General features: G+C 66.4%; 16 protein-coding genes and 1 pseudogene. 4 read left to right on the top strand and 13 right to left on the bottom strand.

The features are described from left to right. Positions 1-515: 515 nt before the first annotated feature. From HEQ16_08545 to rpiA, 8 genes are all read right to left on the bottom strand, one after another. Positions 516-695 (bottom strand): hypothetical protein, encoded by a 180-nt coding sequence (locus HEQ16_08545; GenBank protein ID MCO4054088.1) that lies wholly within the window; start codon positions 693-695, stop codon positions 516-518. After that, positions 692-985, bottom strand: coding sequence for a GIY-YIG nuclease family protein (locus tag HEQ16_08540; GenBank protein ID MCO4054087.1), 294 nt, complete (start codon positions 983-985; stop codon positions 692-694). Before HEQ16_08540 ends, HEQ16_08545 begins: the two co-directional genes overlap by 4 nt. A 189-nt stretch (positions 986-1,174) precedes the next feature. Next, positions 1,175-1,468 (bottom strand): GIY-YIG nuclease family protein, encoded by a 294-nt coding sequence (locus HEQ16_08535; protein ID MCO4054086.1) that lies wholly within the window; start codon positions 1,466-1,468, stop codon positions 1,175-1,177. Between the two features lie 199 nt (positions 1,469-1,667). Further along, the gene (locus HEQ16_08530) at positions 1,668-3,053 is read right to left on the bottom strand and encodes a 3-deoxy-7-phosphoheptulonate synthase class II (protein ID MCO4054085.1); all 1,386 of its coding nucleotides are present in this window, start codon (positions 3,051-3,053) and stop codon (positions 1,668-1,670) included. Positions 3,054-3,257: 204 nt separating this feature from the next. Beyond that, the gene (locus tag HEQ16_08525; protein MCO4054084.1) at positions 3,258-4,379 is read right to left on the bottom strand and encodes an iron-containing alcohol dehydrogenase; all 1,122 of its coding nucleotides are present in this window, start codon (positions 4,377-4,379) and stop codon (positions 3,258-3,260) included. A gap of 258 nt (positions 4,380-4,637) precedes the next feature. Then, positions 4,638-5,999: a glutathione-disulfide reductase gene (gene gor, locus HEQ16_08520; protein MCO4054083.1), complete on the bottom strand. Its 1,362-nt coding sequence runs from the start codon at positions 5,997-5,999 to the stop codon at positions 4,638-4,640. A 36-nt stretch (positions 6,000-6,035) separates the two neighbouring features. After that, positions 6,036-6,560 (bottom strand): DUF2059 domain-containing protein, encoded by a 525-nt coding sequence (locus HEQ16_08515; protein MCO4054082.1) that lies wholly within the window; start codon positions 6,558-6,560, stop codon positions 6,036-6,038. Between the two features lie 53 nt (positions 6,561-6,613). Further along, positions 6,614-7,324 (bottom strand): ribose-5-phosphate isomerase RpiA, encoded by a 711-nt coding sequence (gene rpiA / locus HEQ16_08510; GenBank protein MCO4054081.1) that lies wholly within the window; start codon positions 7,322-7,324, stop codon positions 6,614-6,616. A 174-nt stretch (positions 7,325-7,498) separates the two neighbouring features. On the opposite strand from rpiA, the gene HEQ16_08505 reads away from it, so the two are divergent. Further along, positions 7,499-8,356 carry a hypothetical protein gene (locus HEQ16_08505; GenBank protein MCO4054080.1) on the top strand — a complete coding sequence of 286 codons (858 nt, stop codon included), beginning with the start codon at positions 7,499-7,501 and terminating at the stop codon, positions 8,354-8,356. 56 nt (positions 8,357-8,412) lie between these two features. Here the strand turns inward: HEQ16_08505 and HEQ16_08500 are convergent, their stop codons facing one another. The 3 genes from HEQ16_08500 to HEQ16_08490 form a co-directional block, all read right to left on the bottom strand. Next, on the bottom strand, positions 8,413-9,531 hold the full coding sequence (locus tag HEQ16_08500; GenBank protein MCO4054079.1) for a hypothetical protein: 1,119 nt from the start codon (positions 9,529-9,531) through the stop codon (positions 8,413-8,415). A 22-nt stretch (positions 9,532-9,553) separates the two neighbouring features. Beyond that, on the bottom strand, positions 9,554-10,780 hold the full coding sequence (locus HEQ16_08495) for an OpgC domain-containing protein (GenBank protein ID MCO4054078.1): 1,227 nt from the start codon (positions 10,778-10,780) through the stop codon (positions 9,554-9,556). A gap of 329 nt (positions 10,781-11,109) precedes the next feature. Continuing rightward, positions 11,110-12,558, bottom strand: coding sequence for an NAD-dependent succinate-semialdehyde dehydrogenase (locus HEQ16_08490; protein ID MCO4054077.1), 1,449 nt, complete (start codon positions 12,556-12,558; stop codon positions 11,110-11,112). Positions 12,559-12,925: 367 nt separating this feature from the next. On the opposite strand from HEQ16_08490, the gene HEQ16_08485 reads away from it, so the two are divergent. Next, the gene (locus HEQ16_08485; protein ID MCO4054076.1) at positions 12,926-13,276 is read left to right on the top strand and encodes a hypothetical protein; all 351 of its coding nucleotides are present in this window, start codon (positions 12,926-12,928) and stop codon (positions 13,274-13,276) included. 21 nt (positions 13,277-13,297) lie between these two features. Here the strand turns inward: HEQ16_08485 and HEQ16_08480 are convergent, their stop codons facing one another. Next, complete coding sequence (locus HEQ16_08480) at positions 13,298-13,579, bottom strand: DUF427 domain-containing protein (GenBank protein ID MCO4054075.1); 282 nt, start codon at positions 13,577-13,579, stop codon at positions 13,298-13,300. 152 nt (positions 13,580-13,731) lie between these two features. On the opposite strand from HEQ16_08480, the pseudogene HEQ16_08475 reads away from it, so the two are divergent. Both HEQ16_08475 and HEQ16_08470 read left to right on the top strand, forming a co-directional pair. Further along, positions 13,732-14,406: pseudogene (locus tag HEQ16_08475) on the top strand (hypothetical protein). A gap of 182 nt (positions 14,407-14,588) precedes the next feature. After that, entirely contained in the window at positions 14,589-15,200 is a 612-nt protein-coding gene (locus HEQ16_08470; protein MCO4054074.1) for a LysE family translocator, read from the top strand. Positions 15,201-15,209: 9 nt separating this feature from the next. Here HEQ16_08470 and HEQ16_08465 read toward each other — a convergent pair whose 3' ends face one another. After that, a complete protein-coding gene (locus tag HEQ16_08465; protein MCO4054073.1) occupies positions 15,210-16,679 on the bottom strand; it encodes a cytochrome P450 in 1,470 nt (489 codons plus the stop codon). Between the last annotated feature and the right edge of the window lie 164 nt (positions 16,680-16,843).

Genomic DNA, 16,843 nt, shown 5'->3' with positions numbered 1-16,843 from the left:
GTCAGCATCGCAGCGCACAAAGGCTGGATTGCTTCGCTGCGCTCGCAATGACGGCGGTGTATGAATGACGGCGGTGCATGAATGACGCGCTGTCGGCATGGCTGCCAATGCGTTGCGCCTCCGGCACGGTGAATGAAAACAGCGCATGGCTCCTCCTCACGCAGCGTCACAGCCCAGCGCTGCGGTTCGCCCCACGCCGTCATTGCGAGCGCAGCGAAGCAATCCAGCGCTGCGGTTCGCCCGGATCGTCAGCATCGCAGCGCACAAAGCCTGGATTGCTTCGCTGCGCTCGCAATGACGGCGGTGTATGAATGACGGCGGTGTCGCAGCGCACAAAGGCTGGATTGCTTCGCTGCGCTCGCAATGACGGCGGTGTATGAATGACGGCGGTGCATGAATGACGCGCTGTCGGTATGGCTGCCAATGCGTTGCGCCTCCGATACGGTGAATGAAAACAGCGCATGGCTCCTCCTCACGCAGCGGCACAGCCCAACGCTGCGGTTCGCCCCACGCCGTCATTGCGAGCGCAGCGAAGCAATCCAGCGCTGCGGTTCGCCCGGATCGTCAGCATCGCAGCGCACAAAGGCTGGATTGCTTCGCTGCGCTCGCAATGACGGCGGTGTATGAATGACGCGCTGTCGCAGCGCACAAAGGCTGGATTGCTTCGCTGCGCTCGCAATGACGGGTTCGGTCATGTCCAGATGAGTTCGTCGTGAAGATCGCGCCAGTCTGGGTTGACCCCTTCGATCAGCTTCAATTTCGCCTTCCGCGATCCGCCCTTCAGCTGCTTCTCGCGGGCAATGGCGTCAATCATGGTTTCGTGGCGCTCGTAGAACACCAGAATCTTGCATCCATAGCGTTTGGTGAAGCCCTCAATGACCCCATTCTTGTGCTCCCAAACGCGCCTCGGCAGATTACTCGTCACGCCGATGTAAAGCGTCCCGTTGCGCTTGTTCGCCATGATGTAAATCGCGGGCTGCCGCACTTTGCCGTTCCGTCATTGCGAGCGCAGCGAAGCAATCCAGCGCTGCGGTTCGCCCGGATCGTCAGCATCGCAGCGCACAGAGGCTGGATTGCTTCGCTGCGCTCGCAATGACGGCGGTGTATGAATGACGGCGGTGTCGCAGCGCACAAAGGCTGGATTGCTTCGCTGCGCTCGCAATGACGGGTTCGGTCATGTCCAGATGAGTTCGTCGTGAAGATCGCGCCAGTCTGGGTTGACCCCTTCGATCAGCTTCAATTTCGACTTCCGCGATCCGCCCTTCAGCTGCTTCTCGCGGGCAATGGCGTCAATCATGGTTTCGTGGCGCTCGTAGAACACCAGAATCTTGCATCCATAGCGTTTGGTGAAGCCCTCAATGACCCCATTCTTGTGCTCCCAAACGCGCCTCGGCAGATTACTCGTCACGCCGATGTAAAGCGTCCCGTTGCGCTTGTTCGCCATGATGTAAATCGCGGGCTGCCGCACTTTGCCGTTCCGTCATTGCGAGCGCAGCGAAGCAATCCAGCGCTGCGGTTCGCCCGGATCGTCAGCATCGCAGCGCACAAAGGCTGGATTGCTTCGCTGCGCTCGCAATGACGGCGGTGTCGCAGCGCACAAAGGCTGGATTGCTTCGCTGCGCTCGCAATGACGGCGCTTCAAGGGCCGCTATCGTCTTCAGTTCGCCTCACTCTGCGGCTTCGACCTCGGGCCGGCCCTTGGCCTGGCGCTCCTTCTTGATCAGTTCGGCCACGAGAAAGGCCATTTCCAGCGCTTGTTCCGCGTTGAGCCGGGGATCGCAGGCCGTGTGATAGCGGTCGGACAGGTCGACATCCGAAATGGAGCGCGCCCCGCCGGTGCATTCGGTGACGTTCTTGCCCGTCATCTCGAGATGGATGCCGCCGGCATGGGCGCCTTCGGCATTGTGGACCGCGAAGAAGGCCTTGACCTCGCCCAGGATCATGTCGAAGGGGCGGGTCTTGTAGCCTGAGGCCGACTTGATCGTGTTGCCGTGCATCGGATCGCAGGACCACAGCACATCGCGGCCCTCGCGCTTCACCGCGCGCACCAGCGCCGGCAGGTGGTCGAACACCTTGTCGGCGCCGAAACGTGCGATCAGCGTGAGACGTCCCGGCTCGTTCGACGGGTTGAGAATGTCGATCAGCTTGATGAGCTCATCAGGCTTGAGCGAGGGGCCGCATTTGAGGCCGACCGGGTTCCTGATGCCGCGACAGAACTCGAGATGCGCGTGGTCAGGCTGGCGGGTGCGGTCCCCGATCCAGATCATGTGGCCGGAGGTGTCATACCAGTCGCCGGAGGTGGAATCGACGCGGGTCATGGCCTGCTCGTAGCCGAGCAGCAGCGCCTCGTGGCTGGTGTAGAAATCGGTCGTGCGGGTTTCGGGATGCCGCTCGGGGTCGATCCCGATGGCGCGCATGAAGTCGAGCGTTTCGGTGATGCGTTCCGCCAGCTCGCGGTATCGGCTGCTCTGGTGGCTGCCCGAGACAAATCCCAGCATCCAGCGATGCGCATTGTCGAGATTGGCATAGCCGCCGGTGGCGAAGGCGCGGATCAGGTTGAGTGTTGCCGCCGACTGGCGGTAAGCCATCAGCTGGCGGCGCGGATCGGGGATGCGCGCTTCGGGGGTGAAGGCGATGTCGTTGATGATGTCACCGCGGTAGCTTGGCAGCTCGACGCCGTTGATGGTCTCGGTGTTGGCCGAGCGCGGCTTGGCGAACTGGCCGGCGACGCGGCCCACCTTCACCACAGGCGAGCCGCCCGCGAAGGTCAGCACCACCGCCATCTGGAGGAACATGCGGAAGAAGTCGCGAATGTTGTCTGCCGAGTGCTCCTCGAAGCTCTCGGCGCAATCCCCGCCCTGCAACAGGAAGGCCTCGCCGGCCGCGACCTTGCCCAACGCCCGCTTGAGCTTGCGCGCCTCGCCTGCAAAAACCAGCGGCGGAAAGCCCGAGAGCGTCTTCTCGACCGAAGCCAGCGCCTCAAGATCGGGATACTGCGGCACCTGCTGAACGGGCTTTTGCCTCCAGCTATCCGGGGTCCAACGCTCGGCCATGGCCTTCTCCTCGCAAACTTGCGCCGCGCCCTGGCCCATTGATGGGTGCGGCGGCGTGACGCTGGAGCTTTAGCGGGTCAGGCTGGCCTGCGCAATCGCGCGCTGGGCCAGCCGGGAGCGCCTCGACGCCCCTGGGCAGCACCATGGCAACCCGATCATCGCGAATGGCGGGGCCGGGACAGCCGCGTCTTGAGGCGCGGCGGTTCAGAAGCTCTCATCGAGCAAGGCGCGGTAATCTGCGAGCGTGACGGGGCGGGCATTGGTGGCGGTGGTGTGATCAGCGAGCGCGTTCCCGGCGACGGCCTCGAACCAGTCGCGCTTCACGCCCATGGCCGAGAGCGAGGCGGGCAGGCCCAGGCTGGCCGAGAGGCCGGCGATGAAGGCATCGAGGCGCGTGCCCTCGGGCAGTCCAAAGGCTGAGGCCAGCCGCTCATACTTGTCGCCGACCACCGGGCGGTTGAAGCGCAGCACGGCCGGCAGCAGCACGGCATTGAGCGTGCCGTGATGCAGGCTGACCTGCTTGAGCCCGCCCAGCGCGTGGGACATGGCGTGGACCGCGCCCAGCCCCTTCTGGAAGGCCATCGCCCCCATCATCGACGCCATCAGCATCTCCCAGCGGGCCTGGCGATCCTGCCCGTTGGCGACGGCGCGCGGCAGGTTGGCCACAGCGCGGACCGCGCCATCCAGCGCGATGGCGGCGGCGGGCGGGTTCTCCAGCGGGGAGATGAAGCACTCGATGCAGTGGGTCAGCGCATCCATGCCGGTGGCTGCGGTGAGCAGCGGCGGCAGGCCAAGGGTCAGTTCCGGGTCGCAGATAGCACGGCGCGGCATCATGGCGGGGCCGACGATCACCAGCTTGCGGCCATCGGCAAAGCTGATGACCGCGCCACGGCCGACTTCCGAGCCGGTGCCCGCCGTGGTCGGGATCGCGATCATCGGCGCGCCCTCGGGCTTCATCAGCTTGAGCCCGCCGAGGATGAGCGCGTATTGCCGCAGCGGCGCGGCATGGGTCGCCAGCAGCGCCACGCCCTTGGCGAGGTCAAGCGGCGAGCCTCCGCCGAGCGCCACGATGCCGTCGCAGCCATGCTCGCGATAGGCGGCCAGCGCCTGCATCACGGCCTCTTCCGTGGGGTTGGCCGGCGTGCCGTCGAACACGGCGGCGCCGGGCATGAACTCCAGGACGCGCGCGGCGAGCCCTGCGGCCACCACGCCCTTGTCAGTGACCAGGAGCGGCCGGCTGATGCCCGCCGCCGCCATGTCCTCGGGCAGGCCGGCGATGGCGCCGAAATCGAACCGGATCGTTGTCAGATAGGAAATGATCGCCATGGCATGATCCGGTCAGGTTGCGGTGTTGATGGTAAGCGATCCTGCGGGAGCGCAGCAGGCAGGGCAAGCGCCGCCGCCGCACCCCCCGGCTGCATCCGGCTGGGGCCGGACGCTCGCTGCTGGACGTTTCGTGATTCCCTTCAGGGCCTTGGAGCCGTTTGCGCACAGGCTGAGTCCGCCGGCTGAGAATTTGAGTCAGCGCATGACGACGGCGGGTGAAATGCTTCAACCGATGATTCAGGATGGGAGAAGGCGGCGTCAGCTGGCGCGCGGGGTGCGCATGGTCACGAATTCTTCCGCGGCGCTGGGATGCAGCGCGATGGTGCGGTCGAAATCCGCCTTGGTGGCGCCCATGGTGATGGCGACGCCGAGCGACTGCATGATCTCGCCGGCATCGGGGCCCAGCATATGCGCGCCCAGCACCGTGTCGGTGTCGGCGCAGACCACGAGCTTCATGTAGGTGCGGTCCTCGCGGCCCGTCATGGTGGCGCGCATCGGGCGGAAAGCCGTGTCGAAGATCCGCACCTTGCAGCCCATCCGGATCGCTTCGTGCTCGGAGCGGCCGATGGCGCCGATCTCGGGCGTGGTGAAGACGGCCGTGGCGATGGGGAAATGCTTCACTGTCCAGGGCCTGGCTCCGAACTCGCTGTCGGCGAAGGCATGGCCCTCGCGGATGGCGACCGGGGTGAGATTGACGCGGTTGGTCACGTCTCCCACGGCGAAGATCGACGGGCAGGAGGTGCGCGAGGCATCGTCCACCTTGATCGCGCCATCGGGACCAAGTTCGACCCCGGCGCTTTCGAGCCCCAGCCCCGCCGTGTTCGGACGGCGGCCGGTGGCCACCATCAGCACGTCGGTCTCCAGCGTAAACCCGTCCGACAAGGCAAGGTGGCGCACGCCCCCCTCGCCTTCCGCGATGGAGGCGATGGTGACGCCAAGGCGCAGGCTGATGCCGCCCCGCAGCAGCGCCTCCTTCAGGCGCAGTCGGATATCCTCGTCGAAGCCGCGCAGCACATTGTCGCCGCGGTGCAGCACCGTGACTGCAACGCCGAGGCGCGCGAAGACGGAGGCAAACTCGAGCGCGATGTAGCCCGCCCCGACCACGACCATGCGGCGCGGCAGCGACGGCAGGTGGAAGACCTCGTTGGAGGTGATGCCAAGCTCGCCGCCCGGAATGGCTGGATCGAAGCTGGGCCAGCCTCCGGTCGCCACAAGGATGCGGCGGGCGCGGATGGTCTCGCCCGAGCGCGCCAGGCGCACCGTGTCCGGGCCCGTGACGACGGCGCGTTCCTCGACGATCTCGACGCCGGCGGCGTTGAGGCCCTTGCGATAGAGCCCGGACAGGCGCGCGACCTCGGCCGACACGGCATCGCGCAGCCGCGGCCAGTCGAAGCTGGCTTCCCCCACGTTCCAGCCGAAAGCGGCCGCGTCCGCGATGTCGTCCGCGAAGCGGCTGGCATAGACATAGAGCTTCTTGGGAACGCAGCCGCGAATCACGCAGGTTCCGCCGATGCGGTCTTCTTCGGCGATCATGACGCGCGCGCCATGTCCTGCGGCGATGCGCGCGGCGCGCACGCCCCCCGATCCCGCGCCGATCACAAACAGATCAACGTCGCGCATGATTCCCCCGGGGGCCGACCAGCGGCCGTTGCAGGCTCAGAGCGTGTGGCCCTTCTTGCGCATTTCCTCGCGGAAGCGCGTCAGGAAAAACTCCGTCGTCTGCTGCATCCAGGGTTCCATGGCCTGGAACACGTCATTCAGAAGCTGAATCTGCACGTTGACGTACTTCTTGCCGATGGTCGAGTTGAAGAAGGTGTTCAGTTCCTTCAGCTCGGCCTCCGGGAAGGCCGTCGCGGCGAGGCGCGCGGTCCGCTCGATGATCTCGCCGCGGCGGGTCCTGATCTCGGGCAACAGGGCGACGAGGGTGTCATCCATGTCCTTCAGCAACTCCGGGCGCGCTGCCGAGAAATTCTGGCGGATGCGCAGCGCCATGTCGGGGAAGGCCGCATCGAAGGTGCGGGCGATGCCGGAGGCTTCGAGAAATTCGCGCGCGACGCGAAGATGGGACTCCGCCGCCGGCTGGGCGGTGACGGAAGGCGTCGAGGGAGCGGTCTGCGCGGCCACCGGAGCGGCGACGAAGGCGGAAGCGGCCACAAGCGCCGCCATGATGGTATGCTTCATTGGCAGTTTCCTTTGCATGTTGACGTGTCCTTGTCAGACCGCAGCATGTGTCGTCAATCAAATTGGCCCAGCAGGCGCACCCCTGAGGCCGCCGCGAGAATGGCGCCGCTTGCGATGCCGAGGAACAGGCCGTGCTCCATGACGCCCGGAATCGCCACAAGCCGGGCGGCCAGCGCCTCGGGTTCGTCAATGCGCCCGAGCGCGGCGTCGAGGAGGTGATGGCCACCATCGGTCATGACAGGCTGGCCGGCTGCATCGCGGCGCAGGGTCAGCGGTCCCTTGCAGCCCGAGGCCGCCAGCGCCGCTTCCACAAGCCGTGCCGTGCTGGCGATGCCGAAGGGCGCCACCTCGATGGGCAGCGGAAAGCGGCCGAGCATCTCGACCAGCTTGGTCTCGTCGGCGATGACGACCATGCGGCGGGACGCGGCCGCGACGATCTTCTCGCGCAGCAGCGCCGCGCCGCCGCCCTTGATGAGCCGCATGCCCGGGTCGATCTCGTCCGCCCCGTCAACGGTGAGGTCCAGTTCGGGGGTCTCATCGAGAGTCGTCAGCGGCACGCCCGAAGCGCGCGCCAGCGCCGCGGTCTGCTCCGATGTCGGCACGCACAGCACGGACAGGCCCTCACTGACGCGCAGTCCGAGCAACTCCACGAAATGCCTGGCCGTGGAGCCAGTTCCCAGACCGAGCCGCATGCCAGGCCTCACCAGTTCCAGCGCGCGGGCTGCAGCGGCGCGCTTCAGGGCTTCGAGATCGGCCATGCTCATCTCCGGTTCATGGACCGCCGCATATCGGTTGAAGAAGCGAAGGTAAACCTGTCGATGTCATCGCGCGGTGCGGCAACGCATGGCGTGCATGGCGACGCTGCCGGAAACGCTCTCCGGCAAGCGAAGCCGGCACGAGCTTGACATGGCGCGGCTTGAGCAAGGATGCCTGGGACGATGATGAACTGCGGTCTGCGTGGCGCCCTTGCGGCCCTGTCATTGCTCGCGGCGGCACAGCCGGCCTTTTCGTCTTTCGACATGCGCGAGGGGCCAGGCTGGTGTCGCCAGGTCAAACTCTCCGCCGACGCCAACCCTGAAACGGCGATCGCCCGCAAGTTGGCGACGCTGGCCGAGAAGGCTGCGCGCCGGGAGACCATCACGCTGGTCGCGATCGGCTCGTCCTCGACGGAGGGCTCCGACCTGAGCGACCGCAGCCTCGCCTATCCCACCCATCTGGAGGCCAGGCTCAACGCGATTCTGGGGCCAGGCGCCGTGCGTGTGGTCAATCGCGGCCGTGGCGGCGAGCGCATCACCGACACGGTCAAGCGCTTCGCCGAGGATGTGGCGCCGATGAAGCCCGACCTCGTGGTTTGGCAGCTTGGCGCCAACGACATCGTGCGCAGCATCGATCCCGATATCGTGGCCCATGGCGTCGCCGAGGGCATGGCGCAGCTTGAGGCGATCGGCGCGCCGGTGGTGCTGATGGATTCGCAGGTGGCGCCGGCGGTGGCGGCCTCTCCCATGCTGCAACCCGTGCAATCGGTGCTCAAGACCGCAGCGGAGCGCCATGGCGCGATGCTGTGGAGCCGCTTCGCGCTGATGCAGGGCATCCTCGAAGCCAGGCTTGCCGAGGACAGCGACCTCATCAAGCCGGACCGCCTGCACATGACGGTGCCCATGCATGTGTGCACCGGCGTGGTGCTGGCCGAAGCCCTCGCGGTTCATCTGGTCCGTGCCAGCGTCGCTGTCGCAGCCCTGCCCCAGCAGCAGCGCATGCCGGCGGCACGGCTCGATCTCGTCCGCAACGAATACTGAGAGGGCCTCGACGGCCCCGTCCGGCGCGAAAGCGCGTGGCGCAGCGCCGGGCGGGATCAGTGCGAAGGCTGGGCCGCGAGATCGATCAGCAGCACACGATCAGCAGCGGTTTCAGTGATCCAGATCTGGTCGCCAAGCCGGGTCATGGCGCGGGCCTGACCGCGCTCGGACAGGGGCGCCACAGAGGCCGCTGAGCCGGTCGCGGGATCGAAGCGCAGCAACCGGTCACGTCCTATATCGGTGACCAGCACGGCGCCGCCTGAATCCAGCGCCACCGCATGGGGGCGAGAGCCGGACCCAAGGCGCCAGGCATCCCAGGCCCGGCGGCGGGGATCGAGCCGCGCGATCCGGCCCGAGCGGAAGGCGCTGACCCAGACGCGGCCGCCGCTATCCACCACGATGCCTTTCGGACCTTCCACGCCCGACGGCATGGCGAACGCCTCCTGCCGCAAGGATTCGGGATCGAGACGCACGACCTGATTTGCAGCGTAAGAGGCGAACCAGATCAGGCCATTGGGGCCCATGGCCATCTGCGCGGGGCCGCGACCGGCCACCGATTCCAGCAACGTCACCTTGCCCGTGGCGGTGTCGAGCTTGCCCACCCAGCCATTATAGCCGGTGAAGACCACCAGATTGCCGCTGGTGCAGACCGCGCCGCTGAGATCGGCGATCTCGCCATTGGGCATGGAGTGGCGGCTGACCTGCTCGGTGGCAGGATCGACCTCATGGATCACGTTCAGCGTCGGATCCAGCACATAAAGGCGGCCATTGGGGCAGCGGGTCAGGCCGCGCGGCTTAGCGCCATGGCCAAGAGCGATGTAACCGACCGTGCGCGAGGCGACCTCGATTGCGCCAACCGCGCTGCGCGCCGCAGCCGAGAACCAGACCGTGGGATTCTCGCCTACGGCCGCAACGATGCCTTGAGGCAAGGCGGAGCCGTCGAGCGCGATGACGGTGACCAGACCGGGCCGCAAGGGCGCAGCCGGCGGGCCCGGTGCGTCAGATGCCGGCGGCGCCGCACCATTTGCCGAGGGATTTGCGGCGGTTGACTGCGCCCGAGCCGGCGCGCCAGCCATCGACAGGGTGAGCGCGACGACGACGGCCCACAGCGCGCTGCGGGCGAAAGCTGGCCCGGACTGTCCGTCGCTGGAGTCTGTCATCATCCGCAGGCCCATGGCGTGATCATGCCACATGCGGTCACTTTGTCGAGGGCTGGGCCATGACCTTGCCCATCAGCGGCGCGGCGGCGCCTTGTGGAGCCTCCGGCGCGGGGCGGGCAGCGGCCTCGCGCTTCAGCGTACGCGCCTGCCAATCGAGCAGCGCGGCAAAGCCGATGAGCAAGGCGACGCCGCCGAGCGTGACCGCGAACTGAACTCCCAGCCCATAGGCGGCCTGCTTCACCAGCACCGTGGCGATGGTGGAGGCAACAAGCCCCAGCACGAAGACCGGCAGGCTGTGACGGCCAGCCAGGGCCAGCATCCGGCCCGCGCCTTTATCGAGCCAGGCCGCGCCGCGATCGACCAGAACTGCGATCAGCCAGAACTTCGCCAGCGCATCGAAAAGGCGCAGCGGCGTGAGGTTGGTCTTGTCAGCTAGCGGCAGATAGGCAGGGTCCAGCACCTCGATGTTGGCGAAGGCCGCGAACTGGCGCCAGGGAGCGGCGGCGAGGACCGTGAAGGCAACATAGCCAAGCGCCAGCACCGTCACGACCTTGAGCAGCGCGCCGCGCGCGAACAGTCCGTCAAGCCTGCCGGCGGCAGCCAGATGCGACACGACAAAGCCAAGCACGAAGAGAAACTGCCACGCGAAAGGGTTGAAAAACCAGACGCTCGAAGCATTCATGTTCGGCAGGTTGAGGCCCGTGACTTGCACTGCTCCGTATAGAGCAGCGCTCATGAGCAGCGGCAGCGCCCAATGCACCCGCAAGGCCAGAGCCGCCAGCGGCAGGGCGGCAAGAAGGATGACATACATGGGCAGGATGTCGAGGAAGTGCGGCAGGAAGGTGAGCGTCATGATGCCCAGCACGGTTTCCGCCGGCTGGCTGAGGAGCACGTCAAGCCCGCTTGCCTCCAGATATTCCGGGTCGCCGAAGCGCTGCGCGGCATAGGCCAGAATGCCGGTGACCAGCACAACCAGCGCCACATGCGTGACGTAGAGCTGCCAGACGCGGGTGAAGATCGGCAGCGAGCCGCGCATGATCGCGCCGGTCGTGAGCTCGGCCTTCAGAAACGGGCGCGAATAGGCATGATAGGCGGCAAGGCCGGCCAGCAGAACGAACGCCTCCGCCGCATCCGCAAAGCCGAAGGCGCGAGGCGTGAAGCCTGCAAACACGAGCCCGGGAACATGCGTGATGAAGATGATCAGAAGCGCGAGGCCCCTGAACACGTCCAACCTCACGTCCCTGCCGCGCACGGGCGCCGCCATCGCCATTCCTCCAGGGCCCAGCCAATGCGCCGCCTCACGGCTGCGCAGATTTCACATGAACAGATATTCAGCTTCTTCGTTCCATCTACACCACATTCACGTGAGCCGGTCAGGAACAGCCGTGCGATGACGCAGATGTGATCCCTGCCACGGTGTGGTTAAGGTAGTGCGAACAGCCTCTGCGCCGAGACGTCGCAGGCCGGCACGCCTCCGCCCGGCGCGCCTGCCCAGCAACGGCAAAACCCTCCGGCAATGCAGCCGGAGGGTCGGATTGACGCCGCGAAGTTTTGGCGAGATATTTGTGATATCTTGGCGAGATCTTGGCGAGATCAGGCGCCGATGCCGCCCAGAAGCACGTATTTGATCTCGGTGAACTCATCCATGCCGTGTCGGGAGCCCTCACGGCCCAGCCCCGATTCCTTGACCCCGCCGAACGGCACTTCAGCCGCGCCGAGCAGCGCGGTGTTGACGCCCACCATGCCGTATTCCAGCGCTTCGGAGACGCGGAAGACGCGCCCGAGGTCGCGGGCGTAGAAATACGAGGCGAGGCCATACTGCGTGGCGTTGGCCTGCTCGATGACATCGGCCTCGTCCGTGAAGCGAAAGACTGGAGCCATCGGGCCGAAGGTCTCGTCGCGCGCCACCACCATGCGGGTGGTGGCATGGCTGATCACCGTGGGCTCGAAGAACGTGCCGCCCAGCGCATGGCGCTTGCCGCCGACCACAACCTTCGCGCCGTTGGCGACGGCATCCTCGATGTGGCTCTCCACTTTTTCTACCGCTTCCATGGTGATGAGCGGGCCCTGCATCACGCCGACCTCGAGGCCGTTGCCGACCTTGAGCTCCATGACCTTCCTCGCGAACTTCTCCACGAAGGCGTCATAGATCGCGTCCTGCACGTAGATGCGATTGGCGCAGATGCAGGTCTGACCCATGTTGCGATACTTCGAGATCATCGCGCCTTCGACGGCCGCGTCGAGATCCGCGTCATCGAAGACGATGAAGGGCGCGTTGCCGCCCAGTTCGAGGCCGACCTTCTTCACCGTGGCGGCGGCCTGGCGCATCAGCAGCTTGCCCACCTCTGTTGAGCCGGTGAAGCCGATGGCGCGCACCGTGGGATGCTCGCACCACACGCCGCCAATGGCGGGGGCGTCGCCGGTCATGATGTTGAGCACGCCTGGCGGCAGGCCGGCGCGGTGGGCCAGTTCCGCCAGCGCCAGCGCAGTCAGCGGCGTCTCGGGGGCGGGCTTGATCACGGCCGTGCAGCCAGCGGCCAGCGCCGGCGAGACCTTGCGGGTGATCATCGCGGCCGGGAAGTTCCACGGCGTGATCGCGGCGATGACGCCGACCGGCTGGCGGGTGACCAGCACGCGCGCATTGGGAAAGGGCGAGGGAATCGTCTCGCCATAGATGCGCTTGGCCTCCTCCGCGTAATACTCGACGAAGGACGCGGCATAGACCACCTCGCCCCTGGCCTCGGCAAGCGGCTTGCCCTGTTCGGAGGTCATGATGACGGCGAGGTCATCGGCATTGGCCATGATGAGGTCGAACCACTTGCGCAGGATCGCGGTGCGCTCCTTGGCCAGCTTCCTTGACCAGAGCCTGAAGGCTGCGCCGGCCGCCTCGACCGCCTCGGTGGCCTCGGCCGCGCCCAGATGCGGCACCTTCGCCAGAACCTCGCCCGTCGCCGGGTTGGTCACGGCCTCGGTGCCTTCGCCGACCCAGCGGCCATTGATGTAGGACTGCGACTTCAGGAGGCTGGGATCTTTGAGTTGCATGGCGTTCCTCTTGGTATGGCGTCCGTCTTGCGGCCACCTGGTTTGCAAGGATGCGTCACCATGAGCGGCCCACCCTGCGTTCCCGGCTGAGATAGCAGCTTGAAGGCACGATTTTAAGACGCGGCGACTGCATGGCCCGGCAGCGCGCGCCAGAGACAGCCGCACCCCGCCCTGCCGGTCCTGGCCTGCCGGTCCTGGCGTGCCGGTCCTGGCGTGCCGGTCCTGGCGTGCCGGTCCTGGCCTGCCGGTCCTGGCGTGCCGGTCCTGGCGTGCTGTGGCCCGGCGGGCGTTCATCCTCTTTGCAGATTGACAGCGCGGCGATTCGACGAAAACCTGCCGGAGGGCAACGATGATTCCGGGGGTTTTCATGATGACATCGATGAAGCTTGCGCTGGCGGGCGCCGCGGCCGCGCTTTGCCTTTCCGCCACCCCGGGTCTGGCCTGCAATCGTGGGGTGGAGGTGTGCACCTTCACGCTGTTCAACAACACGTCGATCAAACTTGAGTCCTTCTGGGCCTCGCCCGCGCGCGTCTCCAAATGGGAGAACGACATCCTCGGCTCGAAGGTGCTGAACGCCGGCAGCGAGATCAGCGTCAACATGAGCGACAATCGCCCCGACTGCATCTACGACTTCCGCTTCAAATTCGCGGATGGCGACATCATCACGCGCAGCGCGGTGAATGTGTGCAAGCTCGACCGCTACACGCTCGACGAATGACGCAATCGCAGGGCGCCGCCGTCACCCGACCCTGACGCCTTTCCAGAAGGCGATCCGGCCCCGGATCTGCTTCGCTGCGTCCCTGGGCTCAGGATAGAACCAGGCGTCGTCCTTGTTCTCCGCGCCATCCACCACGAGGCTGTGATAATGCGCCGTGCCCTTCCAGGGGCAGATGCTCGTGGTCGCGCTTGGCCTCAGCACGGCTGGATCCACGGCTTCGGGCGGGAAATAGTGGTTGTTTTCGACCACTACAGTGTCATCGGACAGGGCGATGACGGTTCCGTTCCAGACTGCCTTGACCATGCCGACCTCTTTCAGGCTACTGCCGTGACCGCCACGGAAAGCGCCGGCGCGGACGCCAATGCCGCGCCATTTCCGCGCTCGGTGCGTGAGTGACATATGGGGCTGCAGCAGCTAGGCTCCACCCATTGTGGCGGGTGTTCGGGGGAGCATCCATGATTGTCTGGCTTTTCGAGCACATCGTCCTCGTTCACATCGTCGTCGGCGCCTTCGGGCTCGCGGCCTTCTGGGTGCCGGTGATCGGGCGCAAGGGCGGGGTGAACCATCGCCGCTGGGGACGGTGGTTCGCCTGGGCCATGCTCGTCAACGGCGTTCTGGCTGCGGCCATGGCTGCGCTGACGCTGATCGCACCGTTGCCCACCCACCCCAAGCTGACCGACACGACGATGATTCGCGGCATATTCGGCTGGATGATGCTGTATCTTGGCGTGCTCACCGCAAGCCTTGCCTGGCATTCGCTGGTGGTGGTGGCCAACAAGGCGGCCCATGCGCGCAACCGCGAGCCGATCCATCTCGTCATGCAGTTCGCCACGCTGGCGACGGCGCTCAATTGCCTCGTGCTCGGGATCATGATCGGCCAGCCGCTGATGATCCTCATGCCCTTCATCGGCTTCGCCTCGGCCGCCACCAATCTGTGGTTCATCGCCAAGCCCGCGCCGCCGCGCATGGATTACCTGATCGAGCACTTCAAGGCCGGCGTCGGCGCGGGGATTTCCTGCTACACGGCCTTCCTCGCCTTCGGGGCCGTGCGCTATGCGCCCCAGCACGCGCTCAATCCCATCGCCTGGTCGGTGCCCTGCATCGTGGGGCTCGGCATCATCTTCTGGCATGCCGGAAAGCGGAACTATTTCGAGCGTTTCGGCTGGAAGAAGAAGCGTGTCGCGGCGGACTGACCGCGGACGCGGCATTGCATGGGGCCAGTTGCGGCAAGCGCACATCATGCCTGAAAAAGAGGTGAAATTCTCGCACAGATCCGCTTAGGTGGCGGCTCCGAACCGGAACGCGGCTCTTCATGGCAATCGACGCTATCCTTGCCTTCACCGGCGCCTTTGTGGTCCTCGCGGTTTCACCGGGTCCGGGCCTTGTCGCCATCCTGTCGCGGACGCTGGGCGGCGGCTACGCCTCGGGCCTTGCCGTGACGGCCGGGCTTGTGGTGGGCGATGCGGTGTTCCTCGCCATCGCCATGGTCGGCCTTTCGGCCATCGCCAGCGCGATGGGGCCGCTATTCCAGATCGTGAAATATGCCGGGGCGGCCTACCTGATCTGGCTGGGCATCCAGGCTTTCCGCAGCGCAGGCGGGCCGGTCTCGATCGAGGCCGCGCGGTCCAAGGGCCTCGCCAGGGATGTGCTGCTGGGCCTCGTCGTCACGCTCGGAAACCCCAAGCCCATCATCTTCTACGGCGCGCTGCTGCCCACATTCCTTGACCTCTCCCGCATCGGCGTGATCGATTTCGTGGTCCTCATGTCGGTGGTCGTGGCGGTCTCGTTCGTGGTCTATGTCGTGTACATGGTCCTTGCCCGGCGCGCGGGGCGGATGCTGGTGTCGAGCGGAACGGCAAAGCGGCTCAACCAGACCACCGGCGTCATGCTTGTGGGCTCCGGGCTGATGGTGGCGGCGCGCTGAAGAGCGCGCTCAGCGGCCGGCACGCAGCTTCACGCGCATCATGATCTCGCTTGCCGGGCGCGTGGTGAGGCGCGCCACGGGCAGGACCTCATCGGGCGCGATCGCCTCGAAATCATAGCGGCGCACGAGGCGCGCCAGCATCAGCCCGCTTTCGATGGTGGCGAAGGCCGCTCCCACGCAGATCCGCGGGCCGAGGCCGAAGGGCATGTAGCTGCCGGGCACGATCTGTTTTTCCGCCGCGCCCGCGAAGCGGTCCGGGTCGAAGCGGTCGGGGTTCGCCCAGAGCGCATGGTGCCTGTGGGTGGTCCATGGCGCGATCATGATCATGGCGCCCTTGCGCGCGCGGTAACGGCCGATCTGCACATCCTCAGCAGCGACGCGCGGAATGAAGGTGATGGGCGGATAGAGCCTCAGCGTCTCGCGGAACACGTCGCGCACGAGTTCGAGCTTCTTCACATGGGCAAGCTCCACCTCGCCCTCGCCCACCACGGCGTCGATCTCGGCGCGCAGGCGCTCGACCATGTCGGGCTGCTGCGACAGGATGAAGAAGGCCCAGGTCATCACGCTCGCCGTGGTCTCGTGGCCGGCCAGGAAGAACACGCCGATCTGGTCGATCAGCTCCTTGCGGGTGAAGCCCTCGCCCGTCTCGGGGTCGCGGGCCGCGATGAGATCGCTCACAATGTCGCCGCCTGATGGGGCCGCATCGAGGGCCGGCGCCAGCAGCGCGTCGATATGGGCGCGGATGCGCTCGCAGGCGACCAGCACGCGCGCCGGCTGGCTGACGCGCTCCCAGGGCTTGCCGAGGATGAGTTGATGCAGATCGACGCTCGCCACCGAGCGCTCGAACTCGGCGAAGGAGCTGAACACGTCGCGCGCGGTCTGCAGCGCCAGCGACTGCGAGAAGATGGTGCGGCAGATGATGTCCGCCGTGAGGTGGCTCATCGCCGCGTCGAGCGAGAAGGCCGCGCCCTCGGCCGCCACCGAGTCGAGGCGCCGCTCGTAATCATCCACCGCCTGCCGCATCCAGCCGAAGGCGCGGTTGATGCCGATATGGGAGAAAGCGGGCTCGACCATGCGCCTTTGCCGCGCCCAGGCAGCGCCATCCGAGACGAAGATCGATTCGCCGACCAGCGGCTCCAGCGCGCCGACCATGAGGTCGTTCTTGGGGTAGATGCCGAGCGGATTGGTCAGGATCGTGCGGGTCAGCTCAGGGTCGTTCACGAGCAGGATTCCGCGCCGCGACATGCCAAGCGGGGTGACCATCTCACGGTAGGCGGCTTCCGGCACCAGCTTCAGCAAGCTGCGCGGCCGCGTCGCCATCACGCGCAGCAGGGAAAGCACCGGTGAAAGGGGCCTTGGCGCAGGCGGACGATAAAGCGCTGCGCCCGAAGCCGGAAGGCCGATCCCGGATGCGCCGGGCGCCGGCGAGGCGGCCGCGTCCTCGCGCTGAGCCGTCGAAGTCAGGGGTGAGGCAGGCATGGTTCCCGTCGCGGCAAAGTCCTGGGGCGTCCCATGGACACCTTCGGCATGGGTGATGGCAAGTCGGTAATGCTCCTGTCCCGCTCAGCGGCCATGCCAGCCGGCCGCTCATGCCAGCGCCGCGGCCCGTGGCGCGCGCTCTACGGCGCCGCAGGGCCTTGTGC

Origin of the sequence: Bosea sp. (in: a-proteobacteria) (assembly GCA_023910605.1) — a bacterium.
GTDB lineage: Bacteria > Pseudomonadota > Alphaproteobacteria > Rhizobiales > Beijerinckiaceae > Allobosea.
This window is presented reverse-complemented; position numbering and strand designations above follow the sequence as displayed.